This is a genomic window from Azospirillum sp. CT11-132, assembly GCF_047302835.1.
Lineage (GTDB): Bacteria > Pseudomonadota > Alphaproteobacteria > Azospirillales > Azospirillaceae > Azospirillum.
This window is the reverse complement of record NZ_JBGLZA010000001.1, coordinates 114,976-138,433: the sequence shown is the minus strand read 5'-3', so window position 1 is coordinate 138,433 and position 23,458 is coordinate 114,976. Positions and strand designations below refer to the sequence as shown.

The following is a 23,458-nucleotide window of genomic DNA, read 5'->3' as shown; positions in this document are numbered from 1 at the left end:
CTGCGCACCATTGGCCCCGTGACCTCGCCCCGCCCCATCGTCGCCCGCTTCATTTCCCACGCACCTCCACGCCCTGCCGCGTCCCGCCGAAGAGGAAGTTCGACGGGTCGTTCTCGATCCGGGTGACCACCCGCGACAGCTGACCCGACAGATCGCGCAGCTGGGTGATCAGCAATGTCAGTTCATACAGTCCTGTGGCGGTAAAGTCGCGCACCGGCTCGCGGTTTTCGGCGACGAGGCCGTTCAGCGTGTCCGACGTGCGCTTCAGCGACCGCAGCAGCTCGCGCGCCTCGCCACCCAGCTGCTTGGCGGTGCCATCCACCGTCGCCAGCGTGTCGTGCGTCTGGGCCAGCGTGCGGTCAAGCTGCGGCCCCACCGCCTCGAACCCGTTCAGTGTCCGCCGCGCCTGGGCCATGGTTTCCTCCAGACCGGCGCTGGCACGGGCGAGTTCGGCACTGATGGTGCGGGCGTTGGCCAGGATGTCGCCGATCGCCTTCTGGTTCTCGCCGTTCAGCATCTCGCCAAGCTTGGTGATGACCTCCAGCGAGCGGTTGACCAGCTGCGGCGCGCTGTCCACCACCGCGGTCAGCGAACTGGGCCGCGACGGGATGGTCAGCACGCCGTCGGCATCGGTGGCGGTCAGCCGCTTGCCCCCCATTGCCCCGCCGGAAATTTGGACATAGGCGCCGCCGGTGATCCCCTGCACCTCCAGCGAGGCGATGGAATCGGACATGATCGGCGTGCCGTTCTGCACCTCGATCGTCACCCGCACCCGCGTCACGTTGTCGGGATCGAGCCGGATGTCCGACACGGTGCCCACCGGCACGCCGCGATAGCGCACCGGGCTTCCCTGCTGCAGCCCGGTGACGGAACCGGTGAAATAGATGCGGTAGGTCTCGCGCGTCTCATCCAGCTGGACCTTGGCGATCCAGGCGGTGAAGACCAGCAGGCCGGCGACCAGCGCCAGCACGAAGCTGCCGACCAGGATATAGCTGGCGCGGGTTTCCATGACGTGCCCCTACCCTTTCGCAAGACGCCTGGCGTCTTCTTCATGTCGCCGAGCGTCATTGCGCTCTTTCGCGTCGAGAGCCGCGCGGCCGCGCGGTCCGTGAAAGTAATCGTGGATCCACGGGTGCGGATCGGCCAGATGCTGGGCCAAAGTCCCCACCCGGATCTTCTTGTCGACCAGCACGGCGATGCGGTCGCAGATCGAGGTCAGGCTGTCCAGATCGTGGGTGACCATGAAGACGGTCAGTCCCAGGCTGCGCTGCAACCCCTGGATCAGCGTGTCGAAAGCGGCGGCGCCGATGGGGTCGAGGCCGGCGGTCGGTTCGTCCAAAAACAGGATGTCGGGATCGAGCGCAAGCGCGCGGGCCAAGCCGGCACGCTTGATCATGCCGCCGGACAGTTGCGCCGGGTGCTTGGTCCCGGCATCGGGCGGCAGGCCGGCCATGGCGATCTTCACCCGCGCGACCTCGGCGATCAGCGACGGGGACAAGTCGGTGTGCTCCTTCAGCGGCAGCATCACATTCTCCGCCACCGTCATGGAACTGAACAGGGCACCGTTCTGGAACAGCACGCCGGTGCGGGCCTGCAGCGCCGTGCGCTCCGCCCGGTCCAGTTCGGCGGTGTCGTGGCCCAGCAGCTCGATCCGACCGGCAGCAGGGTCGATCAGGCCGAGAATTTCCTTCAGAAGCACCGACTTGCCGGTGCCGGAGCCGCCGACGACGCCCAGCACCTCCCCCCGCTCGACGTCGAGGTCGAGGCCGTCATGGACGGTCTGCGGGCCGAAGCGGGTGACCAGCCCACGCACGCGGATGACGGGAGTGCCGGCCATCACACCCCCAGCATGGAGAAGAGGACAGAGAAGACCGCATCGATGACGATCACCAGGAAGATGCCCTCCACCACCGCTTTGGTGGTCATGATGCCGACGCTCTCGGCGCTGCCGGAGACCTTCAGCCCCTCGTAGCAGCCGACCATGGCGATCACCAGGGCGAAGACCGGCGCCTTGATCAGGCCGGCGATCACCGTGTTGATGCCGACCGCGCTGTGAAGCTGGCGGATGAACTGCCCGAAGGTGATGTCGAGCGTGGCGTAGGCCATCACCGCCCCGCCGAACAGCCCCATCACGTCGGCGTAGAAGGCCAGCAGCGGCAGGGTGATCATCAGCGCCAGCGCCCGCGGCACCACCAGCAGCTCCACCGGGTCGAGGCCCATGGTGCCGATGGCGTCGACCTCCTGGTTCACCTTCATGGTGCCGATCTGCGCGGTGAAGGCGGAGCCGGAACGGCCGGCGACGATGATCGCCGTCATCAGGATGCCGATCTCGCGCAGGACGGAGATGCCCAACAGGTTGACCACATACAGCTCCGCCCCAAAGCGCTTCAGCTGGTCCGCCCCCTGGAAGGCCAGCACGACGCCGATCAGGAAGGACAGCAGCCCAAGAATCGGCAGAGCGTTCAGCCCGGTCTGCTCGATGTGGAACAGGACGGAGGTCAGGCGCAGGCGCGACGGGCGCAGGATCAGCCGCGCGAAGGTGACGGTGACGAGACCGAGGAAACCGACGAGATCGAGGATTTCCTTGGCGGCGCTCACCGTCGTCTCGCCGGTGCGGACGATCATGTCGAGGATCGGGTGATGCTCGCGCTCGATCGGATGGGGCGGCGCCTTGCCGGCATCGCGCACGGCATCGAACAGGGCGGCATGGTCCGGCCGCAGCCCGACCACCGCAACCGTGTGGCCCGCCACTCCCAACCGGTCGGCCAGCCGGTTCAGCAGATAGGCGCCGACGGTGTCGAGCGCCTCCACCCGCGCCATGTCGAGACGCACCGCGGCACCCTCCTGGGGTTTCGGCGCGCGGTCGAGCGCATCGGACGCTGCGGCGGCGGCATCCAGGGTCCAGCGTCCGGCGGCGGCGATCCGCCACCCGCCGTCCTCCGGACCGGCATCGATCCGGGCCTCGTCCGCCGTTCCATGCTTCGCTAAAGTCCCAGCCACAGGCTCCGCCGCACGCATCCGCACATTCACCGGTACGTCTGGCCGGTGCGCCTGGAACGTGGCGGAGCATCGTCGGATGGTCAACCCCATGCGGTAAAATGGCGGCACCGCCAAAGCGTCCATTCCCGGCTTTGCGCCGGGGTGGGCAGCCGCTAGAGTGCCGGGCGGCCGACCGGGCCGTTCATGCCGGCATACGATTCTTTACGGACAAGACTTCCGATGAACTTCAAAGACCATATCCGCGGCGTCCCGGATTTCCCGAAGGCCGGCATCCTGTTCTACGACGTCTCGCCCCTGCTGGCGAACGGCGCCGCCTGGAAGGCCGCCATCGACGAACTGGCCGAGGCGGTGCGTCCGCACAAGCCGGACCTGCTGGTCGGGATCGAATCGCGCGGCTTCCTGGTCGCCGCCCCGCTGGCTCTGGCTCTGGGCATCGGCTTCATCATGGTGCGCAAGCACGGCAAGCTGCCGGGCGACAAGATCGCCCATTCCTATGACCTGGAATACGGCACCGACACCATCGAGGTGCAGGCCGACGCGGTGAAGCCCGGCCAGCGCGTTGTGGTGCTGGACGATCTGCTGGCAACCGGCGGCACCATGGTGGCCGCGATCAACCTGCTGCGTCAGGTCGGCGCCGACGTCCGCGCCGCCGCCTTCTTGGTGGAGCTGACCTTCCTGAACGGCCGCGACCGCATCGACGTGCCCAGCATCTCGCTGATGGCGTATGACGAGTGAGGTCAGCGCCGGGCGCGCCAGCCGTCGACGCTGAAGCGCCCGGCCCCCGACGCCACCAGCGACAGGAAGCCGCCGACGATGGCGAGATTCTTCATGAACTGGATCTGCTGCATCTTCATGGCGTCGGGTGCGGCGTCCCAATAGCGGTGGGCGATCAGGGTTGCGGCGACGGTGAAGGCCGCGACCGCCAGCGCCGCCAGCCGGGTCCAGGCGCCGAGCACGATGGCAAGCCCGCCGAACGCCTCGACCAGCGCGCCGATGGGAGCGACGATGGTGGCCATCGGCACGCCCTGGCTCTCCATCCCGGCGATGAAGCCGCCGAGCGCCATCAGCTTGCCGAAGCCGCTCTGCACGAAGATGGCGCCCAGCAGCACGCGGGCCGCCAGCAGCAGCGCGTCCTGTCCGGCGGTGGCGGCACCGGCGCCGGTCTCGTAGGCGGTGGTTTGGTTCGTCATCGCTTGTCTCTTTCCCGATGGTTTTGGAATGGGACGGCGGCGGGGCGGCGGTTATTCCACGAAAAAATGCCGGCTCAGGTCGTTCTCCACAGGCTGATGATCATGACGCCGGCGACGGTCAGGGCGGCACCGGCCAGCTGCAGCCAGCCCATCGGTTCGGCCAGCGCCAGATAGCCGAAGACAGCGGCAGCGACCGGGCCGATGGCGCCGCTCAACGCCACCAGATTGGGACCGACCCGCCGCAGCGCCTCCGCCGTCATCAAAACCGGCAGCACGGTGCAGACCACCGCCATCACCACCGACAGCCAATAGACCGGCAGCGGCAGGTCGAGCGCCGACAGGGGGCGCAGCACCAGGAACTGCAGGATGCAGCACAGGCAGGCCGCCGTCATCGCATAGGCGGTGAAGCGCATGGAGCCGATCCGCTGCACCACCCGGCTGCTGCCGACCAGATAGATCGAATAGAGGAAGGCGCCCATGAAGACCAATCCCGCCCCGGTCATGAAGTCGGGATGGCCGGTCCCGACCTCCGACCACACCACCAGGGCGACGCCGGCGTAGGAGACCACCAGCGCCACCACCTCGCGCAGGCCGATCCGCTTGCCGAGGAACAGGGCCGACAGGATCACCACGATGGTCGGGTAGAGGAACAGCAGCAACCGCCCCATCCCGGCCGAGACATAGCGCAAGCCCAGGAAATCGCAGAAGCTGGCGGCGTAATAGCCGGTGACGCCCAACACCACGGTCAGGGCGAGGTCGCGTCCGGCGATGGGCGCCCGCTCTCCCTTCCGGCCGCTCGACCACAGCGCCATGGCCAGGAAGAAGGGCAGCGCGAAGACCATGCGCAGCATGATCAGCGTGACCGGATCGACGTTGTAGCGGTAGGCCAGCTTGATGATGACCGGCCGCAGCGAGAAGGCGATCACCCCGGCGACGGCAAGTCCCAGCCCGACCAGGATCTGAACCGGCGGCAGGAACCGCGTCGCCGCGGCTTCGGGGGACAGGCTGGACTGGGACAAGGCGGCGGTTCCGGCGGCTGGAGTGGGGCCGCCATTCAAGCATCCCCGCCGCCGTTTGGCTTCAACCAAGGCGGCGGCCGGCCATGACCGCCGCCATACCCTGGATTGCGTCAGGCGATTGCGCCGGCCGTAACGGCGGTGCCCGACATCGGCGCCAGTCCGGTGAAGGTGATGCGCGCCTGCTGGCCGATGGCGATGGCGTGAACACCGGTCAGGGCACCGGTGGAGACCCACTGCCCGGCCTTCAGAGGCCGGCCCAGCCGCGCCGCCATGCCGAGCGCCACCGCGACCGCGGCGGCGATGCCGCCCGGCAGCTTGGCGGCGCTGCCGACGCCGACGCTCTGGCCGTCGATCAGCACCTCGGCGCGCAGGGCGTCCGCGCCCTCGACGCCGCCGACGATTTCCTCGCCGACGATCAGGCCGTTGTTGTTGCCGAAGACGGAGGTGGAGGCGGTGGGGCCGAGCGTGTTGACCGGCGCCAGCGGCCCGCCCGCCACCTCGATGGCGGCATGGACGGCGGCGATGAAGGCGGCGGCCTCCGCCGGGCTGTAGTCCAGCTTGTCGGCGGGGGCGTCTGCGGCAATGCGCACCGCGAACTCCGCCTCCACCGCGCCGAAGCCGCCGGGAATGACCGGGAAGCTCAGCGGCCCGCCATCGGCGGCCGACACCGTGCGGGCGAAGATCGGGCCGATGTAGCGCATGGCGCCCAGCGTCTCCTCCAGCGCCGGGGGCACCCGCGCCACCTTCCAGCCGGCGACCTCGTCGGGCCAGGAGGCGGTCGCCGTCGCCTGGATGGCGTAGGCGGTGGCGAGGTCGGCCGGCAGCGGGCCGGGGAAGTCGGCAAGGCCGGCCGCGCTGCGGCGGGCGGCGACGAAGCGGGCCGCGGCCTCGGCGATCACCGGGTCGGCCAGGGTCGGGGCGCTCAGCCCGATGGGGTGCGTGACGGTCATGGGAAGCTTCTCCGCTGAGGGGCGCCGCGACTGTAGCGGTCCCGGCCGGTCCGGGAAAGTGCGCCGCACAATAACGGCCCCCGAAAGGCGGGGTGGACGAACCATCCGCTTGCGGAGACACTGGACCCGTCCTTGCCGCGGGAGAGGCCATGCGTTCCGACACCGACGCCGCAACCAAGCTGCTGTTCCGCCGGATCGAGTCGCGGCGCGACGATCTGGTCGCGCTGACCCAGGATCTGATCCGCATCCCCACCGTCAACCCGCCCGGCGACGTCTATACCGACAGCGCCGAGCTGATCGGCCGGCGGCTGGCGGCGCGCGGATTCGATGTCGAGTATGTGCGGGCGGAGGGGGCGGCCGGCGACAGCGACCGCTACCCGCGCACCAACGTCGTCGCCCGCATCGAGGCACCGCGTCCGGGACCATGCGTCCATTTCAACGGCCACATCGACGTGGTGCCGGCCGGCCAGGGCTGGACCGTCGATCCCTTCGGCGGGGTGGTGAAGGACGGCCGGGTCTATGGCCGCGGCGCCTGCGACATGAAGGGCGGCATCGCCGCGTCGATCATCGCCGTGGAATCGCTGCTGGAGGAAGGGCTGCTGACGGCGGGCGCCCTGGAGATCTCCGGCACGGTGGACGAGGAATCCGGCGGCTATGGCGGCGTCGGGCATCTGGCGAAGCTCGGCTATTTCTCCCGCCCCCGCGTCGACCACGTCATCATTCCGGAGCCGCTGAACGTCGACCGCGTCTGCATCGGCCATCGCGGAGTCTGGTGGGCGGAGATCGAGACCAAGGGCCGCGTCGCTCACGGCTCCATGCCCTTCCTCGGCAACTGCGCGGTGCGCCACATGGGCGCCGTGCTGCACCGGATCGAGACCGAGCTGATCCCCCGCCTTGCCGCCAAGCGAACCGACATGCCGGTGGTGCCGGAGGGCGCGCGGCAATCCACCATCAACATCAACGCCATCCACGGCGGCCAGCGCGAGGACCATGGCGGCCTGCCCAGTCCGATGGTGCCCGACCGCTGCCGCATGGTGATCGACCGCCGGTACCTGATCGAGGAGGACCCCGAGGCGGTGCGCGGCGAGATCGTCGCCATCCTGGAGGATCTGCGCCGCACCCGTCCCGGCTTCGCGTATGAGCTGCGCGAGGTGCTGGCCTTCCTGCCGACGATGACCGACGCCGACGCGCCGGTGGTGCGTGCGGTGGCCGCCGCCATCGAAACGGTGCTGGGCCGCCCAGCGCAGCATGTGGTTTCCCCCGGCACCTATGACCAGAAGCATGTGGTGCGCGTCGGCCAGTTGAAGGACTGCATCGCCTACGGCCCCGGCATCCTCGACCTCGCCCACCAGCCCGACGAATGGGTCGGCATCGACGACATGGTGCAGTCGGCCCAGGTGATGGCGCTGGCGACGCTGGATCTGATGGGGGGCGACGACGGGGTGCGGTTCTGACCGCTGGAGCGGCGGATGGAACGGCGTGGAACAGGTTTCGGCGGATGTTCCATCTACCGGCGACCGGAGAAGGCACCGGCGGCGCGGCGGCTCACCGGGCCGGGGTTGAGGTTGGGGTAGTGCTCGTACTCGTTGGCGGTCCAGGGGAAAACCCCCTTCTGGCCGGCGGATTCCGGGCGGGCGAGGATGGCGGCGACGGCGTGCGGATCGGGGGGCATACGCTCGCGCAGTTCGCCGGGGAGATCGTCGTCGAGTTCCGGGACGGTGACGGCGGGCGGGTCTTCGGGCCTGGGGGCGGAGGGTCCGGGAGCGGGCGTTTCAGAGGCGGACGCAAGGTCGGGCCGGGCGGCCTGCGGCTTGGCCGTGGGCATGTCGAGGCCGGCGAACAGCCCCAGCCCCTCGGCCAGCCAGCGCACCGTCGCCGGGTCACCGGCGGAGACCAGCCGCTCGATCTGCTCGGCCACCAGGGAGCGGATCGAGGACAGGCGCAGTTCGGCCTCGCGGTTCAGCGCCTGACGTTCCCACCACACCCTGTGACGGAAATCCTTGGAGCCGTAATAGGCGCGCCAGAGCGTGGTGCGGCTGCAGCCCATGGCGCGCGAGACCTGCAGGAAGCTGTTGCCGCGCGCCAGCATGCCGGCGGCCATGATCCATTGCTCGTCATGGAACTGCGATCCGGGGACGAGGGAGCCTTCGGCGGGAACCGGCGGTTCTTCGGCCCAGCAGGGGAAGCGGTCGCCAAGGGCTTCAGCGGCGAGGGTGCGGGGATCGACGGGCATAGCGGAACTCCACAAGCGAGGGGACTTGTGGGGCAGGATACAGGAATATTTCCCTTAAAATGAGGGATTTTGCAAATGCGCGGAGTGGGGTGCGGCTTTGGCGAGGCCATAAGGATGCCGGTTTGACGTATACTTTGTGTGCGCCTTGCGGTGCCGTAGCGATAACGTCCGCAAAGCGTCGGAAGCGGACGCTAACACTTGGCTAAAAAGCGGGGTTCAAGAAGTTGATCTGCAACCGCGGAACAAGTGGTCACTGCGAGCACGATGCGCCGCAACCTTTCCACTCCGATAAGCCCAATCGGTCGCTGCTCCTGTTCTCGCTAAACTTTATCACGTGGCGCAAAATGAAGAGAGACGGGGATATGCCGTGTCCGAAAAGGCCGCCCAGTTCGCGCGTGAGGATGGGAACTAATTCGTCGGGTCGGGTTGCGCTCGCAGGCATTCACGGTCACGTCCTGCCGTGCAGCAGTCAACGTTTCGGCCCACTTTTCCATGATGCGATCAATCCGCTCTTGGAAAATAAAGATGATCAGATCTCCACTATCCTGTCCGGGCATGCCCGTAGAGTATCGGGAGTCGAGCTGATTAAAGCCCTGTAGGAGCCAGTCGTATGCCCCGTGAATTTTGGATTCACCAATCCACAAAAAGCCATCATCAAATTGAATTACGATGTCGCAATGACCGCCGATCTGCGTGTCATGGGTCGGCTTAAACCCCATTCCTAATAGTATACCGATTAGAGCGTTAGTGAGTTGATCCTCGCTCATGCCTTGATATAGATGAGGAACTTTAATCATTTCCTGGATAGCAAAATCGACACCTCGTTCAACGCAGGATAATTTCTTCGAGTGACTATCAGCTTCAAGCAAATCAAGCATAACTTGAATTGGCGTGGAATTCATCGCCATTAGCCGCAGATCTCGGAGCGTAGTCTCGCCGTTCATCAAGCGCCAAACCGCTTAGATGGCGAGAAAAACGGTATAATGCGGTTCTCGAAATCGGGAACCGCTTTACCTGTTTGAGGATGTATAAACTCACCGGACGCCCGAGCAGAAGCGATGTCGTCCGCAGATACTTCGTACTCATCTTCATTATCATCAACAAAAAGGCCACGAAACTCAAATGCCCGAACATTTGATGTCGAGAGTATTGTTATTGCGGCCATCAATTCTTGGTCAATCTGGTTCTTCCCAGATGCTTTGACAAAAGTCCGGTAGGTCAACATCTCACGCTGGCTAGGCGGAAGGTTCGCCACGTACTCAACAAGCCGCAGACACAGCTGCAGCACGGGGGAGTTACCCCCCCGCTCCTCTAGATCCCGCTTGATGGCGTCAGCAACCATCCCCTATGTTCTCATTTAGTTCTTCATTCCTCAAGCGATAAAAAGTGTAGCATACGACTGCGCACGTGCTCGAAATCCCCTTCGTCCGCACAATTTCGGATTATTGCATTGGTTAAGACCGGGTCGGCTGCGCCAGCACCACGCACTGTAGCGTTCAAGGTCAGTTCAGGCCGGGAGAATGCGCGCCCCAACGGGAGTGGCCAAAGAACACTTAATCGGTGGATTTCGATCTCGGATGCGAGCGCGCGCTTGCCTCCTTGATGATATGCCTCCTGCCTCAGACACGTCTTCCGGCGCCTCATCTTTTCGTGCTTGAGCGATGCCGTCGTGGTGCCGAAAGCCAATTCGACAACGATGCCCTCTCCCTCCGCCTTATAGATGCGCTCGATGAGCGGGAATAGGTTTGCGGGTTGTGGTAACAGGTCCCCAGACGTCAGAAGCGCCAGTTCCTGGCGAATGCGGAGATGAGCAAAGTCGCCGACGCTTGAGGGCATGCCGACAGGGGAATCAACCCTGACATCAATCTGAGTACCGTCCGGCGACACTTTCACAACGTCCATCGCCTGCCATCTAACGTGGCGAATACCGACTAACTCGTCGAAGCCGCTTAAAGCGTCGGCAGCCTCCTCGGGCAGGTCTTCACGTTGCAATTCTTCCCTGATTGAAAGAACTCTGACCGACGCGAAAATCGCCGTTGTACCGCTTTCGTCGATGGTGACGCTTACCAAGGTAGGGGCCATTGGCAGGCCCGCAAGCTGATCGGACGGCAGAAGCGCTGGATATTGCTCCTGGAATGGCGAGGGCGGTATCGTCGCGGACCGAATTGCTGTAGCGATCTGCTCGCCTATCGCTGCATCGACAAGATGCAGCCTCAGCATCTTCTCGCCGCATTTATAGTGTTGAACGAGATATTCTCGCAACGAAGTACGAAATTTGTCCAGACTGGCGCCTTCGGAAACTATCTTTTCGACAGTTTTGTCCCACCCTTGGCCTCTCGGAAGCTCAAGGAATGAAAGTATTTTCTGTCCTACACTCCAAGGCATACGATCACGCATGCATCTAGCTTCTACCGCTAACGTCATAGGGCCGTTTCCTACGATTTCCTTCAAACTGAGCAGATATCACACGGATAAGCAACCTTGATTCAATAATTCTCAACCGGGCCATGCGGCAAAAGTGCAATGTGATCGGCGCCGAACGGCGCGCTCTGCGGAACGCGCTAACTTCGGCTGTCATGTCCTTGTTGAGAACTAGAGCAGCAGAGACCGGACGTTTCGAACGTCAGGAATGGGTCAGAAGCGGCCAACGGAGCCGTGCGTAATGGCTCATCGCCACCTCCCGCTCGTCGCGCGTTCCCAACTGTCACGACAGTCAAATATCGCTTTCTAAATATAGCTCCTGAGCTATATCTTTATTGACCGGGACATAGCTCAGAGCCAAATTTTTCCAATGCACGCCGTACTCTTCCACACCGCGTTCGCGGCCGAAATCCGGACTCTGCCGCAAGCGGTGCGGATCGACCTTTGCCGCCGCTCCTTATGACCCGCATCCCTGGGCAAAGGCGTTTGGCGGCGGGCAAGGCCGCATCCGCCACGGCGACTGGCGGGCCGTCTACCAGATCGACGGCGATGCGCTGCTGGTCACGGTGCTGAAGGTCGGGAACCGCAAGGAGGTCTATCGATGAACGCTCTGCCCATCACGCCGATCGCCGAGACGGCCGACAGCGTCACCCTCAGCCGGGCCGACTTCGAGGCCCTGGCCGATCTGGTGACGGACGCCCGGGACTTGGCCGACGCCGAAGCCGTGAAGGCACGGCTCGCTGCGGGGGAGACGGAGGCGTTTCCGTTCGAGGTCGCGGAGCGCATCCTCGATGGGGAACATCCGGTCACAGTGCTCCGCGAGCATCGCGGCTTCACCGCCCGCGGGTTGGCGGACGCCGCAGGCGTGGCTCCGTCCTACCTGTCCGAGATTGAGAACGGGAAAAAGCCCGGCAGCTTCGACGCGATGGCCCGCATTGCCGGCGCGCTCCGGGTGCCGCTGGACCTGCTGGTACGCCACTGAACGGCTGTCGCGAAAACTTGCCCGGTCTCCACGTCCATGGGCTGGAAGGCGCGCCGCCGCGCCGGTCCTTGCGGGGCACCGCCAACCGGCGCCTCACCGTCGCATGGGACGCCCCCGACGCCGTCGCTCCCGGCGACGGCCGTCAGCCCACCGAAACCGTCTGCGCCACGGTCATCTTCTCCAGCAGCCGCTCCACCTCCTCGACCGGAATGGGGCGGCTGAACAGGAAGCCCTGGTAGCTTTCGCAGGCGAGGTCGCGCAGCAGTTGAAGCTGCTCCTGCGTCTCCACCCCCTCGGCGATCACCGACAGGCCCAGGCTGCGGCCCAGCCCGACGATGGCGCGGGGGACGGAGGAGTCGCTGGCGCCGGTCGACAGGTCGTGGATGAAGGACCGGTCGATCTTCAGCTTGTCGATCGGCAGACGGTGCAGATAGCTGAGGCTGGAATAGCCGGTGCCGAAATCGTCCAGCGCGATCAGAACTCCGCGCTGCTTCAAGGCCGCCAGCGTCGCCGCCGCCGATTCGACGTCGTCGATCAGGGTGCTTTCCGTCACCTCGATCTCCAGCTCCGGGCCGCTCAGGCCGTTGGCGTCCAGCGCGCGGGCGACCTTGGCCGGAAGCTGGCCGTCGCGGAACTGGGCGCCGGAGACGTTCACCGCAACCGGGATCGACAGGTCGTAACGGGCGCGCCAGCGCCGGATCTGGGCGCAGGCCTCGAACAGGACCCAGTCGCCCATCGCCAGGACCAGACCGGTCTCCTCCGCCACCGGCAGGAAACGGCCGGGCAGGATCAGCCCCTCGTCGGGATGGCGCCAGCGGATCAGCGCCTCCAGGCCGACGATGCGGCCGGTCAGGGTGTCGACCTGCGGCTGGTAGACCAGGAACAGCTGGCCGTCGCGGATCGCCTGGCGCAGGCTGCCCTCCAGGTCCATGCGCTCGCGCGATCGGGCGCCCATCTCCCTGGTGACGAAGCGGAAGCCGTTCCGGCCCTGCTCCTTGGCATGGTACATGGCGATGTCGGCGCAGCGGATCAGACCTTCGGCATCCTCGGCGTCGTCGGGGTAGAGGCTGATGCCGATGCTGGGCGTCACCACGAAATTCTGGCCGCCGACCGCGAAGGGGCTGGCCAGATGCGCAACCACCTTTTCGGCGACGCGGGCCGCGTCGTTCGGCTCCGTCACCCGGCGGACGACGATCAGGAACTCGTCGCCGCCCAGCCGGCCGACGGTGTCGGATTCGCGCAGGCCCGCCTGCAGCCGGCGCGCCACCGACCGCAGCACCTCGTCGCCGAAGCTGTGGCCCAGGCTGTCGTTGATGACCTTGAAGCGGTCGAGGTCGATGAACAGAACCGCCACCTTGGTGCCGTCGCGCCGCCCCTCGCGCAGGGCCTGGGCGATGCGGTCGTACAGCAGGACGCGGTTGGGCAGGCCGGTCAGCGCGTCGAAATGCGCCAGATACTGGATGTGCTGCTCGGCCCGGCGCTTCTCGCCGATGTCCTCGGCGAAGGCCAGGACGAATTTCAGCGCGCCGTCGGCGGTGACCGGCTGGAAATGCAGGCTGAAATGGCTGCGCCGGCCGCCCAGCAGCAGGGGCTGGTCGGATTCGAGCTTGCCGCTCTCGCCCTGCAGCGCCGCCTCCAGCGCGAAGACCGACGCCTGATCGCCGAAGCGCAGGCGCAGGTCGGTGCCGAGCAGTTCCTGCCAGGGCAGGCCGGCGGCGGCGGCGAAGGCGGGGTTGCAGTCCATCACCAGCCCGTCGGTGCCGACCAGCGCGATCCCCAGCGGCGCCTGGGTGAACAGCTGCTGCCGTTCCGCCTCCTGCAGGCGGAGCGAGGCCGTCATCTCCCCGGCCAGCACCACCGCGCGGGAATGGGTCACCAGCGCCATGCGCAGGACCAGCGCCAGCGCGAGGCTGAGCGCCAGCCCGCCGGCCAGCAGCGCGCCGGGCACCCAGTGCTGCGCGGTGAACAGGCCGTCGGGCAGGCTGTCGTACCGCACGGTCCACACCCGGCCGCCGACCGGCAGTTCCCGCGTCAGGCTGATGGCGGGCGTGGCGTCCAGCGGGCGGCGGCTGCGATACAGCGGAAACTCGGCATCCGCCGGCGGCACGTCGTAGACCTCGATGCCGGCGTCCTGGCGGGTTGCGTCGATCAGCCCGTTCACCAGCGGGCCGATCCTGACCGGGGTCAGCACCACGCCGGTGAAGGACGCACGCCGCGCCTCCAGCGACGGCGGCAGCGGGTCGCCGCGGTAGGTCGCCTGATAGAGGATGAAGGAAGGCCCACCCCCGGCCGCCTGATCGATCTTCAGCGTGATGGCGCGGGTGGCGGCGGGCTCGCCGCTGTCGCGCGCCCGTTCGATGGCGGAGCGCCGGATCGCCTCCGACATCATGTCGAAGCCGATGGCCCGCGCGTTGCCTTCATTGACCGGGGCGGCGAAGATGTTGACCACACGCTCCGCCCCCGCCGTCTCCGGCCAGATGCGGAAGTCCGGCAGGCCGGCCGCCCGCATCGACGCCACCAGATCGCCAGCCCGGTCGGCCGCGACCGCGCGGGCATAGGCGATGGAGATGATGCCGGGATAGCGCCGCGGCATGTCCAGCGCCTCGACGAAGCGGTTCCACTGCGTCCAGTGCAGGTCGGGGAAGGTCATCGCCAGCGAGGCGGCGCTGCGCGCCACCTGTTCGTACACCCGCAGGCGGTCGGCAAGCTGGCCGTGGATTTCCTCGACCCTTGCGGCGAAGCGATGCTCCTCCTCCAGGCGCAGCAGGCGGCCGGAGTGGAGCATGGCCACCACGGACAGGCCCGCACCGGCAATCAAAGCCAGAACGGGAACGGCCACCGGCAAGTTCAGATTGCGAAGGAAGCGGCGAAAGGAGGGTTCCGGAGCAGCGGCCGGCGGGCTTTCCGCAAGGGGATCCCGCCCAGGATCGGCCTTGGGATCGGCCTTGGACTCGGCTGCCGGCTCCGGCATCAGAACTCCTCTAGGATCTTCGGGCTGGTCAGAAGGAGCTGTTCGATCATGCCCAGGATCTGCTCGATCTTGGTGCGGGTGGCGTCCAGTTCGTCGGCCATCCTGTCGTCGATGCCGGCTTCCATCAGCATGGTGTCGAAGGTGTGCAGCGTTTCGTTGAAGGCCTTCTGCTCCGCCACCAGCACGTCGAAGGCGCCCAGCGAGGCGGTCAGCGCCAGCGGCGGGTCGCTGACGAAGGAGTGGCTGATGTCGGTGAAGATGGCGATGGCGCTCAGCTTCTGCCGGATGACCCATTGCGGGAAGTTCGGCGGCAGCTCCTTCCCGGCGGCCTCCAGCCTTTCCTGGATCGAGAAGATCAGCCCCTGGATGTCCAGATAGGCCGCCCGGATCTCGCGGAAGCGCGGAAAAGTCTTCGGCTTTCCGGCGGCGCGCTGGCGGCCCAGGGCGGCGATGTCCTCGGTCAGCTTGCGGGACATCCGAAGCACGACGTCCGTCACCTTCGACATCACACGCCTCCGCTCAACGGACCGCCCCCGCGCATCGTCATCACCGCTTCGCCAACACCGGACCGCCTCCCGTGGCGGCTGCCCCGCCAGACTACACCAGTTCCTCCCCCGATCGTTAGTGTTACCGGCGGCCGGGTCAGAAGCCCACCGCCGCAGCCGGCGTCGCACCGCCCGCCAGCCCGGCCTTGTCGAGCTCGTCGAGCAGGGCGATCACCTCCTGGGAGGCGCGCTCCACCTCCGCCACCCCGGCCAGCGCGCGGTCCATGTCGCCGTCGGCGAAGGCGCGGGCGGCGGCCTTGCCATGGTCGTGGACCCGGCGGTGCGGGGCCTCCAGCCGGACGAAGGCCGAATGGGCGCGGTAGGCCATCGACGACGGGCCGTAATACCACTTGCCCAGCCGGCAGGCCTCGTGGCTCGCCAACTCGTCCGGGCGCAGGGTCTCCAGCCCGACCAGCATGTCGGCCAGCCGCTTCTTCCAGATGACGTGGTCGACCTTGGCGATCTTGACGATCTTGCCGGGGATGTCCTGTTCCATCAGCTGTTTCAGCTGGTTGCCCAGCAGCGTCTCCACCCCGCGCGTCGCCTGGACGCTGCGCAGGATGGCGGCGCTGTTCGACGCGCTGCTCTCGGCGATGCGGGAGGTGCCGGAGGCCACCTGGTTGGCGGCGGCCGACTGCTGGGTCAGGATGCTGGCGATGTCGGACATGCGCTGTTCGGTGCGGCCGATATGGTCGCCGATGTCGCTCATGCGGTCGCTGACCGCACGGATCGCCGCCTGCCCGGCGGCGACGGCGCGGGTGCCGTCCTCCATCGAGGCGACGATGGCGCCCATCTCCGCCTTCAGGGAGTCGATGCGCAGGCGGATGTCCTCGGTCGCGCGGGCGGTCTGGTTGGACAGGCTCTTCACCTCGCTCGCCACGACTGCAAAGCCTTTTCCGGCCTCCCCGGCGCGGGCCGCCTCGATGGTGGCGTTGAGGGCGAGAAGGTTGGTCTGCTTGGCGATCGCCTCGATGGTGGAGACGATCTCCGCGATGCGTTCGGAGGCGACCGACAACTCGCCGACCCGCATCGCCGCGCCTTCCACCGCGCCGGCGATCTGTTCCATGCGGGCGACCGCCTCGTGCACGGTGCGGCCACCGTCGTCGGTCACCGCCTGCGCCTCCCCCGCCAGGGCGGCGACGTCGCGGCTGCGCGCCCAGATCTCCTGGATGCCGGTCACCGTCTCCTCGGTCGCGGCGGCGATGCCCTGGGATTCGTGATCGACCGCGCGCAGCTGCCCGACCATCTGGGCATTGGCGACCGCCGCGTCGTTGATCGCCATCGCCACCTCGATGGTCCGGTCCATCAGCGACGACGCGAAGTCACCCAGCGCGCGGCCGCAACCCTGCCCGCCCGCACCCGCCGCCGGCAGGCCATAACCGGCAAGCGTCCGGTCCATGTCGAAGGAAACGGCGCGGGCCACCGCCGCCACCGCGCGCCGCGCCATGGCCGGGCGCCAGCGCAGCGCCCCCTGGACCAGGGCCAGCAGATCGCTGAGCACCACGCCATAGGCGCCGATATACCAGGAGGAATCGAGACCGATGCGGCTGTGCGCCTCCCCGGCGGCACGGCAGCGCGCCTCATGCTCGGGCGAGCCGGCATCCTGGAACATCAGGCGCCAGTGATCGGCCTGCCGGCGCTTCAGACCGGACAGATCGCCGTGGGCGTCCAGAAGAGCGCGGGTTTCCGGCCAGCGGGACAGGTGGGCATAGAAACGCTCCGACAGGTCCGGCAGGCTGCGGTCGATCAGCCGCCCCATGCTGGCCAGAAGCCCGCGCTCCTCAGCCTCGAGCCCGAAGAAGCCCGCATCGGCCCCCATCCGCCCGTCCGTCCGGCCACCCGTCCGCCCATCGCCCGCCATGTCGCCCACCCATACAGATGACGCGGCGCACAATCAGCATGACGCCGCACTGAATTTGCGACAGTTATATAAAAATTGTCATAAAGCGCAACCCACCATGGTCATAGAATCCGACGAATGGCGGTGAAAGGGCGGGCACAATGGTCGCACCCGCCTTCTTTCTCATTGGATTGCGAAAGACTTGATGGCGTCTGCGATCAGGCTGCCGAGGGACAGGGCGTTGGACGGATGCGGCACGCCGTCACAGGACAGCGGGCGGCCGAGTCCTTCCGCGGCGAAGCGTTCGGCGACGATGTCGCTGAACAGGGCATGGACGCCGTAGACCTGCACCCGCTCCGCCCCCAGCACCCGCGCCGCGCGGGCGCAGGAGAAGATCGTCTCGCCGGAGCTGATGACGTCGTCGACGATCACCACCGGCCGGCCATGGATCGGCGCGTCGGGGGGAAGAGCCACCGTCACGTCGCGATCGCCGCGCCGTTCCTTGCGGCCGACGATGCCGGTGAGGCCGAGCGGCCCGGCGACCGCCTCCACCAGCGGGGCGGATTCCTCGTCGGGACCGATGACGACGGTGCCGGGGGCCACGCCGGCAGCCCGCAGATGCGCGGCGATGGGCGCGGCGCCGCTCAGCGCGACGGAGGGGCGGCCGACGAACACCTCGTCCAGCGTGTGGGTGCGGTGCAGATGCGGCTCGACGCAGACGAAGCGGTCGAAGCAGCGGCCGAGCCATTCGCCGACCACCGCCTGGCTGACCGGCTCGCCCGGTTTGAAGACGGCGTCCTGGCGCATGTAGGCCATGTAGGGCGCCACCAGACAGAGGTCGGTCGCCCCCTGGCGCCGCAGGACCGAGGCGGCCAGCGTCAGCTCCACCAGCTTGTCGTTCGGCCGGTCGAGCGACCGGTAGACGATGGCGCGCTCCACCGGCTCCGGCAGGCGGACGAGGCTCTCGCCGTCGGGGAAGCGGTGCAGCTCGGCAATGTGGCAGGGGATGTCCAGCACCTGGGCCAGACGGCGCGCGGCATCGGCCGATTCCGGAAAGCCGTAGACGGCCGTGTAAGTGCCCGTATCGCGGGCCATGCCCCTTCTCCCTCACCACCTTGGACGGCGGCAAGCTTGGCGCAGGCAGTATGGGCGGGTCAATTGTGGCAAAAGGCGGCATGGCCATAGGCGGACAGGCGGGAACCCGGGGCTGTTGAAGGCCCCTTCTCGCGCCTACGCCTCCGGCCGCTTGTCCTCCTCCGCCTCGTCGGCATCGGAGGCTCGGGGGTCGACATGGATGCTCTCGGCCCGGCGTGCCAGCCATTGGAAGGCGCCCAGCCCGACCACCAGCAGCGTGACCACCCCCAACAGCATCACCGGATAGACGATGGCGGAGATCTCGCTGGTGCGCGCCTCGAACACCAGGACCAGCCCTTCCAGACTGGCGGCGATGATGATGGTGGTCAGGAACTTGGTCAGGGTGCGGCGGGCCTCGTCGGCGCGGCGCAGCTCGCGTTCGCGGACGATCTCTTCCTCGTAGAGGTATTTGGCGATCTCGAACACGGCGATGGCCAGCACGATCATCCCCACCCCGTCGAGCATGGCGGAGGTCAGGGCGGCACTGTCCAGCGCCACCATCCCTTCGAACACCGTCAGGGCGGACAGGCCGATGAACAGCAGGGAGAACAGGCTGAGCGTCACCGCCGCCAGAAGATACATCCCGCGCGCCGCCGACTGGAACATCGCCCTTTCCCCACTTCCGAAGCTGGTCCTTGGCAGCAACAACGCTTGAGGCGGCCGGTCAGCCCCGGCGATGCCGCAGGATCCGTCGACGCTGCCGGGGAACCTCTTTAGAGTGACGCCGACCTGCCGCCTCCCACCCGGTTTTCATTTCCATGACGCTGCCGCCTGAACCCACCCCCGCCCACAACGCCCCCCACAATGCGGTGGTGGCGAGCGCCGCCTATTGCCAGGGCCGGCGCATCGCCGACGTGCCCATTGCCGAGGCCGGCGCCTGGGCCGCGAAAGAAGGCCACTTCGTCTGGATCGGCTTGTGGGAGCCGGACGAGGCGCTGCTGATGGAGGTGAAGCAGCAGTTCGGCCTGCATGAACTGGCGGTGGAGGACGCGCTGCACGCCCACCAGCGGCCGAAGGTGGACATCTATGGCGAAAGCCTGTTCATGGTCCTGCGCACCGCCCGGCTGGAAAAGGGCGAGCTGGTGCTGGGCGAGACCCATGTCTTCGCCGGCCGCGGCTATGTCGTCACCGTGCGGCACGGCGCCTCGACCAGCTATTCGCCGGTGCGGGCGCGGGCGGAAAGCGCGCCGCATCTGCTGAAGCATGGCGAGGACTTCATCGTCTACACCATCATGGATTATGTGGTGGACTGTTACTTCCCGGTGGTGGACCAGATGGCCGCCACGGCGGACGAGCTGGACGCCCTGCTGATCGCCCGCCCGCCCAGCATGGCGGAGATCGAGTGCATCCACCAGCTGCGCCGCGACCTGGAGCGGCTGCGCCGCAACGCCTCGCCCCTGCTGGAGGTCTGCTCGCGGCTGGAGCGCTTCGATTTGCCGATGATCGACCCGGCGATCCGCCCCTATTACCGCGACGTGCAGGACCATGTGATCCGCGTCAACGAGCAGATCGGCTCGCTGCGCGAGGTGCTGTCCTTCGCCTTCGAAACCAGTATGATCCTGGCGTCGGCGCGGCAGAACGACGTGACGCGCAAGCTGGCCGCCTGGGCCGCCATCCTCGCCGTGCCGACGGCGGTCGCCGGCCTGTACGGCATGAACTTCGAGCATATGCCGGAGCTTCACTGGCGCTACGGCTACCCGGCGGTGCTGGCGGTGATCATTGCGGTCTGCGCCGTGCTGTATGTCCGCTTCCGGCGGATGGGATGGCTGTGACGGACGGGATTTTGGGCCGAGATTTTGGGCCGGGGTTTTCGGGTGGGGATTTGGTGACGGACATGACCGACGCGACGAACACGCTGCACGCCCTGCTGGACGCTTATCTGCGCTGCCCGGTGGAGTCGGCGCGCGCGGAGCTGGAACAGGCGCTCCGCAGCTATCAGACCGACTGGATCCGCGCCCGCGCCGGGTCCGACGCCCCGCCGCTGCCGGCGAAAGCGCCGGAGGCCCCCGCGCCCGCCAAGAAGGCGATCATGCCCAAGCCGCGCTTCCCCATCGCGTCGGCCGACCTGGAGGTTCTGAAGCGTCTGGCCGACGGCTGGCCCGGCACCACCGCCGAGGTGGCGCGCTGGGCCTGGTTCGAGAATCGCGAACTGGTGGCGCTGGACCCGAACCCGGCCGGCGAGGGGCCGGAGGTGCTGCGCCTCACCCCGCTCGGCTGGGCCGCCATCGGCCGGATGCCGGAGGACTGAGGAGTTGTCAGCTTTTTACGAGTTCTGCTGAGAGACGCTTGAGGTTTGAACCGGTTCGGATCCGGTCTCAGTCACGCGCGTCCCTCAGCCGTCATTCCCGCGGAATCGGGAATCCAGGGCTGCCCATAGGTTTCGCTTGGGAAACTCCGGAGCCCCGCCTTCGCGGGGATGACGGCCGATAGAAGCTCCGAAAACTCACGGCCGGTGGCGTGGCGCCCCCTCAGTTCACCTGCGGCAGCGCGAAGATCTGGCCGGGATAGATCAGGTCCGGGTTGCGGATCTGGTCGCGGTTGGCGGTGTAGATGGTGGTGTAGAGCATGCCGTCGCCATAGGTGCGGCGGGCCAGCCGCCACAGGCTGTTGCCGGGCTGGACGACGACGTTGCGGCCGTCGGTGGAGGCCGCCGGCATGGCGGAAACCTGCACCGGCAGTTCGGCCCGCGCCACCACCTTGCCGCCCTGGGTGACCTGATCGGCGCGCAGGGTGTAGACGCCGGGGTCGATCAGCTTTTCCGGGGTCAGGCGCCAATTGCCCTTCGGGTCGGTGTGGGCGCTGCCGACGAGGATGTTGTCGAGATAGAGTTGGACCGCGCTGTTGGGCGCCGCCCGTCCGCCCAGCGCCACCCGGCCGGCCGGATCGTAGTCCATCGTCTCCACCGATACGCCGCCCGGCGGGGCCGGCGCGCCGTTGTCCGGCACCGGCGGAGCCTGCAGCAGCGAACTGCCGCCCATGGTCGGCGGCGCGCCGGCCAGCCCGTCGCGCGGAACCGCCACCGCGACCGGCGCGGTCGGGGTGCTTTCAGTTGCCGACTCGGCGGCGGGCTTCGGCGCCGGATCGGGCACCATCACCACCACAACCTTGTCGGCGGGGACCGGGGTTTCAGCGCCCGGACGGGTCTCGGTCAGGTTGAGTTCGCGGGTTCCCGGCGCCAGCGGCTTGTCGGGCAGCATCACCCATTCGCCGCGCTGGTCGGCCTTGGCCGAAGCGACCGGGCTGCCGCCGTCGGTGACCGTCACCTCCGACCCGGGCGCGGCGCGGCCGGCCATCACCGTCGCGCCATCGGGCGCCACCCGCACCACATCGAAGCTGGGAGCCGCAGGTTTGGTCTGTTCCGGGGCTTGGGCGGGCTTCGCCGGGGGGGCGGGCTTCGCCGATGCGGCAGTCTGGACCGGTGCGGCGGGAGCCGGAGCGGACGCTGGAACCACCGGCGCCTCGACCGGCTTGGCCCCCGGCCAAAGGGCGACCGCCGCCGCTCCCCCCATCAGAGCCACGCCCAAAGCTGCGAACAACGCGTTTCGTTTCACCTGAGCACCCATCCGGCGGCCCGCCACAATGGCAGGATGACTGACTATAGCAGAAGGATAGGTCACAAAAGAATCGCGACGTTGGAGCGGAACCATCCGCCAAACGGGCTCGATTGCCCCATAGGATCATGAGTCCACGGCAAAGCGGCGCCTGTTGCGCCGAAGACTCACTCCTTCGCCGGAACCGTCTTCAGATAGGCGGCGATGGCGGCGCGGTCGTCGGCCGTCAGCTTGGAGGTGGTGTTGCGCACGACCTCGCCCATGGCGCCGCCGACGACGTCGCCGTCCGGGGTCAGGCCGGTCTCCAGGAGCAGCGTCAGGTCGCCGTCCGACCAGGCCCCGATCCCGCCCTTGCCCTTGGCGCCGGTGATGCCCGGAACCTTGTCGCCGTCCGGCCCGTCCGGATTGCCGGCCAGGTAGCGGTCGGAGTCGAGCCCGCCCAGCAGGGTGCGCGGGCTGTGGCATTCGGCGCAATGGCCCAGCGCATCGACCAGATAACGCCCGCGGTTCCAGGCCGGCGGCTTGGCCGGATCGTCGGGCGGCGGTCCGGGGGTCAGGTACATCCACTGCCAGACCGGCAGCAGGAAACGCCAGGAGAAGGGCGGCGTCAGGTCGTGCGGCTTGTTGGGCGCCGCGACCGCCGGGCGGCTGAACAGATAGGCCTTCAGGTCCAGCAGGTCGCGGTCGGTCATCCGCGTGTAGCTGGCGTAGGGAAAGGCCGGAAACAGGGCGGCGCCGTCCGGCCGCACACCCTCGCGCAGCGCGCGGATGAAGTCGGCATCGCTCCAGCGTCCGATGCCGTTGACCGGGTCCGGCGTGATGTTGGGGGTGTGGAAGGTGCCGAAGGGCGTCGCCAGCGCCCGGCCGCCGGCCAAGGGCTGACCACCGCCCTTTTCATCGGTGTGGCAGCCGAGGCAGCCGGCGGCGTTGAAGATGTAGGCGCCCCGCTGGACGGCATCGCTGCCGGAATCGTTGGCGGGAGCCTCGCCGGCGGCACGCGCAGTGCCGCCCGCGAGGGCGAGCGGCAGCAGCACGGACGCGGCGGTCAGGAGGCGCCGCACCGGTCAGTTCTTCTTGACGCGGAAGTCCTCGTGGCAGCTCCCGCAGGTCTTGGAGGTGGCGCCGAGCGCCTGGGCGATCTGGGCGCGGTCGCCGCTCTTCAGGGCGACGTTCAGCTTCTCGGCCGCCGGCTGGACGGCGCTCCAGTATTTCTGCGCCTCGTCCCAGCTCTTCCACAGCTCCGGCTTGGCGGCGCTGTCGGCGACGCCGACGGCGGTGCCTTCGGGGAAGATCTTCTTCGGGTCCATCTTGGACACCGCCAGCACGGCTTCCGCCCCCTTGGCCGCGTCCTCGGCGGTGGCGCCCTCGTTCTTCACGAACTTGGCGACCGCGCCCATGCCGCCGCCCATCTTCTTCATGGTCTGCTGCCGGTCCTTCACCTGCTCCGCCGGATCGGCGGCGCCGGCGCTCTGCGCGGACATGCCGAACAGCGCGAACATCAGACCGGCGACGGATGCCGCCGCAAGGACATTGACGACCCGGTTGCTCATGTGGTCCCTCCCGATGATGCCGTGGTTCTAAACGGTGCCTGTGCCGCTGTTGACGCGCCGCCCTCGCCCGAT

Annotated in this window: 24 protein-coding genes; 6 read left to right on the top strand and 18 right to left on the bottom strand. The window is 67.5% G+C overall.

Features of this window, described 5'->3' with window-relative positions; genetic code table 11:
* Positions 1–49 precede the first annotated feature (49 nt).
* From ACCD06_RS00690 to ACCD06_RS00680, 3 genes are read right to left on the bottom strand one after another with little or no spacing between them, the layout of a single operon-like run.
* Positions 50–1,009: an MlaD family protein gene (locus ACCD06_RS00690; protein WP_109074627.1), complete on the bottom strand. Its 960-nt coding sequence runs from the start codon at positions 1,007–1,009 to the stop codon at positions 50–52.
* A 9-nt stretch (positions 1,010–1,018) separates the two neighbouring features.
* Positions 1,019–1,837 carry an ABC transporter ATP-binding protein gene (locus ACCD06_RS00685; RefSeq protein WP_413338019.1) on the bottom strand — a complete coding sequence of 273 codons (819 nt, stop codon included), beginning with the start codon at positions 1,835–1,837 and terminating at the stop codon, positions 1,019–1,021.
* A complete protein-coding gene (locus tag ACCD06_RS00680) occupies positions 1,837–3,000 on the bottom strand; it encodes an ABC transporter permease (RefSeq protein WP_247871692.1) in 1,164 nt (387 codons plus the stop codon). The genes ACCD06_RS00685 and ACCD06_RS00680 overlap by 1 nt, the downstream gene beginning before the upstream one ends.
* 219 nt (positions 3,001–3,219) lie before the next feature.
* Here ACCD06_RS00680 and ACCD06_RS00675 point away from each other — a divergent pair, with 219 nt between their 5' ends.
* Positions 3,220–3,735: an adenine phosphoribosyltransferase gene (locus ACCD06_RS00675; protein ID WP_109074629.1), complete on the top strand. Its 516-nt coding sequence runs from the start codon at positions 3,220–3,222 to the stop codon at positions 3,733–3,735.
* A gap of 2 nt (positions 3,736–3,737) precedes the next feature.
* On the opposite strand, the gene ACCD06_RS00670 is transcribed toward ACCD06_RS00675, so the two are convergent.
* The 3 genes from ACCD06_RS00670 to ACCD06_RS00660 form a co-directional block, all read right to left on the bottom strand.
* Complete coding sequence (locus tag ACCD06_RS00670) at positions 3,738–4,190, bottom strand: DoxX family protein (protein WP_413338016.1); 453 nt, start codon at positions 4,188–4,190, stop codon at positions 3,738–3,740.
* 74 nt (positions 4,191–4,264) lie between these two features.
* On the bottom strand, positions 4,265–5,209 hold the full coding sequence (locus ACCD06_RS00665) for a DMT family transporter (protein WP_413338014.1): 945 nt from the start codon (positions 5,207–5,209) through the stop codon (positions 4,265–4,267).
* Between the two features lie 110 nt (positions 5,210–5,319).
* Complete coding sequence (locus ACCD06_RS00660) at positions 5,320–6,159, bottom strand: 2-keto-4-pentenoate hydratase (RefSeq protein ID WP_413338012.1); 840 nt, start codon at positions 6,157–6,159, stop codon at positions 5,320–5,322.
* A gap of 149 nt (positions 6,160–6,308) precedes the next feature.
* On the opposite strand from ACCD06_RS00660, the gene ACCD06_RS00655 reads away from it, so the two are divergent.
* Positions 6,309–7,613 carry an acetylornithine deacetylase/succinyl-diaminopimelate desuccinylase family protein gene (locus ACCD06_RS00655; RefSeq protein ID WP_413338010.1) on the top strand — a complete coding sequence of 435 codons (1,305 nt, stop codon included), beginning with the start codon at positions 6,309–6,311 and terminating at the stop codon, positions 7,611–7,613.
* A gap of 53 nt (positions 7,614–7,666) precedes the next feature.
* Here ACCD06_RS00655 and ACCD06_RS00650 read toward each other — a convergent pair whose 3' ends face one another.
* The 4 genes from ACCD06_RS00650 to ACCD06_RS00635 form a co-directional block, all read right to left on the bottom strand.
* Positions 7,667–8,392, bottom strand: a complete 726-nt coding sequence (locus ACCD06_RS00650; RefSeq protein ID WP_413338008.1) for a hypothetical protein — start codon at positions 8,390–8,392, stop codon at positions 7,667–7,669.
* Positions 8,393–8,712: 320 nt separating this feature from the next.
* The gene (locus ACCD06_RS00645) at positions 8,713–9,300 is read right to left on the bottom strand and encodes a hypothetical protein (protein WP_413338006.1); all 588 of its coding nucleotides are present in this window, start codon (positions 9,298–9,300) and stop codon (positions 8,713–8,715) included.
* A 35-nt stretch (positions 9,301–9,335) separates the two neighbouring features.
* Entirely contained in the window at positions 9,336–9,734 is a 399-nt protein-coding gene (locus ACCD06_RS00640; RefSeq protein ID WP_413338004.1) for a hypothetical protein, read from the bottom strand.
* Positions 9,735–9,757: 23 nt separating this feature from the next.
* Positions 9,758–10,789 carry a hypothetical protein gene (locus ACCD06_RS00635; RefSeq protein ID WP_413338002.1) on the bottom strand — a complete coding sequence of 344 codons (1,032 nt, stop codon included), beginning with the start codon at positions 10,787–10,789 and terminating at the stop codon, positions 9,758–9,760.
* Positions 10,790–11,319: 530 nt separating this feature from the next.
* Here ACCD06_RS00635 and ACCD06_RS00630 point away from each other — a divergent pair.
* The gene (locus ACCD06_RS00630) at positions 11,320–11,418 is read left to right on the top strand and encodes a type II toxin-antitoxin system RelE family toxin (RefSeq protein WP_413338359.1); all 99 of its coding nucleotides are present in this window, start codon (positions 11,320–11,322) and stop codon (positions 11,416–11,418) included.
* Complete coding sequence (locus tag ACCD06_RS00625; RefSeq protein WP_413338000.1) at positions 11,415–11,795, top strand: helix-turn-helix domain-containing protein; 381 nt, start codon at positions 11,415–11,417, stop codon at positions 11,793–11,795. The genes ACCD06_RS00630 and ACCD06_RS00625 overlap by 4 nt, the downstream gene beginning before the upstream one ends.
* 142 nt (positions 11,796–11,937) lie before the next feature.
* On the opposite strand, the gene ACCD06_RS00620 is transcribed toward ACCD06_RS00625, so the two are convergent.
* The 5 genes from ACCD06_RS00620 to ACCD06_RS00600 all read right to left on the bottom strand — a co-directional run bounded on the left by ACCD06_RS00620 (position 11,938) and on the right by ACCD06_RS00600 (position 18,891).
* Positions 11,938–14,766: an EAL domain-containing protein gene (locus ACCD06_RS00620; protein WP_413337998.1), complete on the bottom strand. Its 2,829-nt coding sequence runs from the start codon at positions 14,764–14,766 to the stop codon at positions 11,938–11,940.
* Positions 14,766–15,272 (bottom strand): hypothetical protein, encoded by a 507-nt coding sequence (locus tag ACCD06_RS00615; protein ID WP_109073567.1) that lies wholly within the window; start codon positions 15,270–15,272, stop codon positions 14,766–14,768. The genes ACCD06_RS00620 and ACCD06_RS00615 overlap by 1 nt, the downstream gene beginning before the upstream one ends.
* Positions 15,273–15,408: 136 nt before the next feature.
* A complete protein-coding gene (locus ACCD06_RS00610; RefSeq protein ID WP_413337996.1) occupies positions 15,409–17,172 on the bottom strand; it encodes a methyl-accepting chemotaxis protein in 1,764 nt (587 codons plus the stop codon).
* 162 nt (positions 17,173–17,334) lie between these two features.
* Positions 17,335–18,246 carry a ribose-phosphate diphosphokinase gene (gene prs, locus ACCD06_RS00605; RefSeq protein ID WP_413337994.1) on the bottom strand — a complete coding sequence of 304 codons (912 nt, stop codon included), beginning with the start codon at positions 18,244–18,246 and terminating at the stop codon, positions 17,335–17,337.
* A 135-nt stretch (positions 18,247–18,381) separates the two neighbouring features.
* Positions 18,382–18,891: a hypothetical protein gene (locus ACCD06_RS00600; protein ID WP_413337992.1), complete on the bottom strand. Its 510-nt coding sequence runs from the start codon at positions 18,889–18,891 to the stop codon at positions 18,382–18,384.
* 152 nt (positions 18,892–19,043) lie between these two features.
* Here ACCD06_RS00600 and corA point away from each other — a divergent pair, with 152 nt between their 5' ends.
* Both corA and ACCD06_RS00590 read left to right on the top strand, forming a co-directional pair.
* The gene (corA, locus tag ACCD06_RS00595) at positions 19,044–20,057 is read left to right on the top strand and encodes a magnesium/cobalt transporter CorA (RefSeq protein ID WP_109073571.1); all 1,014 of its coding nucleotides are present in this window, start codon (positions 19,044–19,046) and stop codon (positions 20,055–20,057) included.
* A 62-nt stretch (positions 20,058–20,119) separates the two neighbouring features.
* Positions 20,120–20,533: a hypothetical protein gene (locus ACCD06_RS00590; protein WP_413337990.1), complete on the top strand. Its 414-nt coding sequence runs from the start codon at positions 20,120–20,122 to the stop codon at positions 20,531–20,533.
* 220 nt (positions 20,534–20,753) lie between these two features.
* On the opposite strand, the gene ACCD06_RS00585 is transcribed toward ACCD06_RS00590, so the two are convergent.
* From ACCD06_RS00585 to ACCD06_RS00575, 3 genes are all read right to left on the bottom strand, one after another.
* On the bottom strand, positions 20,754–21,821 hold the full coding sequence (locus ACCD06_RS00585; RefSeq protein WP_413337988.1) for a LysM peptidoglycan-binding domain-containing protein: 1,068 nt from the start codon (positions 21,819–21,821) through the stop codon (positions 20,754–20,756).
* Positions 21,822–22,003: 182 nt separating this feature from the next.
* Positions 22,004–22,897 carry a c-type cytochrome gene (locus tag ACCD06_RS00580; protein ID WP_109073573.1) on the bottom strand — a complete coding sequence of 298 codons (894 nt, stop codon included), beginning with the start codon at positions 22,895–22,897 and terminating at the stop codon, positions 22,004–22,006.
* 3 nt (positions 22,898–22,900) lie between these two features.
* Positions 22,901–23,386, bottom strand: a complete 486-nt coding sequence (locus ACCD06_RS00575) for a c-type cytochrome (protein ID WP_109073574.1) — start codon at positions 23,384–23,386, stop codon at positions 22,901–22,903.
* Between the last annotated feature and the right edge of the window lie 72 nt (positions 23,387–23,458).

Coding starts and splice junctions, on each gene's coding strand:
- ACCD06_RS00690 (WP_109074627.1), bottom strand. CDS start 1,009: ATGGAAACCCGCGCCAGCTATATCCTGGTCGGCAGCTTCGTGCTGGCG.
- ACCD06_RS00685 (WP_413338019.1), bottom strand. CDS start 1,837: ATGGCCGGCACTCCCGTCATCCGCGTGCGTGGGCTGGTCACCCGCTTC.
- ACCD06_RS00675 (WP_109074629.1), top strand. CDS start 3,220: ATGAACTTCAAAGACCATATCCGCGGCGTCCCGGATTTCCCGAAGGCC.
- ACCD06_RS00670 (WP_413338016.1), bottom strand. CDS start 4,190: ATGACGAACCAAACCACCGCCTACGAGACCGGCGCCGGTGCCGCCACC.
- ACCD06_RS00660 (WP_413338012.1), bottom strand. CDS start 6,159: ATGACCGTCACGCACCCCATCGGGCTGAGCGCCCCGACCCTGGCCGAC.
- ACCD06_RS00655 (WP_413338010.1), top strand. CDS start 6,309: ATGCGTTCCGACACCGACGCCGCAACCAAGCTGCTGTTCCGCCGGATC.
- ACCD06_RS00650 (WP_413338008.1), bottom strand. CDS start 8,392: ATGCCCGTCGATCCCCGCACCCTCGCCGCTGAAGCCCTTGGCGACCGC.
- ACCD06_RS00645 (WP_413338006.1), bottom strand. CDS start 9,300: ATGGCGATGAATTCCACGCCAATTCAAGTTATGCTTGATTTGCTTGAA.
- ACCD06_RS00640 (WP_413338004.1), bottom strand. CDS start 9,734: ATGGTTGCTGACGCCATCAAGCGGGATCTAGAGGAGCGGGGGGGTAAC.
- ACCD06_RS00635 (WP_413338002.1), bottom strand. CDS start 10,789: ATGCGTGATCGTATGCCTTGGAGTGTAGGACAGAAAATACTTTCATTC.
- ACCD06_RS00625 (WP_413338000.1), top strand. CDS start 11,415: ATGAACGCTCTGCCCATCACGCCGATCGCCGAGACGGCCGACAGCGTC.
- ACCD06_RS00620 (WP_413337998.1), bottom strand. CDS start 14,766: ATGCCGGAGCCGGCAGCCGAGTCCAAGGCCGATCCCAAGGCCGATCCT.
- ACCD06_RS00615 (WP_109073567.1), bottom strand. CDS start 15,272: ATGTCGAAGGTGACGGACGTCGTGCTTCGGATGTCCCGCAAGCTGACC.
- ACCD06_RS00610 (WP_413337996.1), bottom strand. CDS start 17,172: ATGGCGGGCGATGGGCGGACGGGTGGCCGGACGGACGGGCGGATGGGG.
- prs (WP_413337994.1), bottom strand. CDS start 18,246: ATGGCCCGCGATACGGGCACTTACACGGCCGTCTACGGCTTTCCGGAA.
- ACCD06_RS00600 (WP_413337992.1), bottom strand. CDS start 18,891: ATGTTCCAGTCGGCGGCGCGCGGGATGTATCTTCTGGCGGCGGTGACG.
- corA (WP_109073571.1), top strand. CDS start 19,044: ATGACGCTGCCGCCTGAACCCACCCCCGCCCACAACGCCCCCCACAAT.
- ACCD06_RS00590 (WP_413337990.1), top strand. CDS start 20,120: ATGACCGACGCGACGAACACGCTGCACGCCCTGCTGGACGCTTATCTG.
- ACCD06_RS00575 (WP_109073574.1), bottom strand. CDS start 23,386: ATGAGCAACCGGGTCGTCAATGTCCTTGCGGCGGCATCCGTCGCCGGT.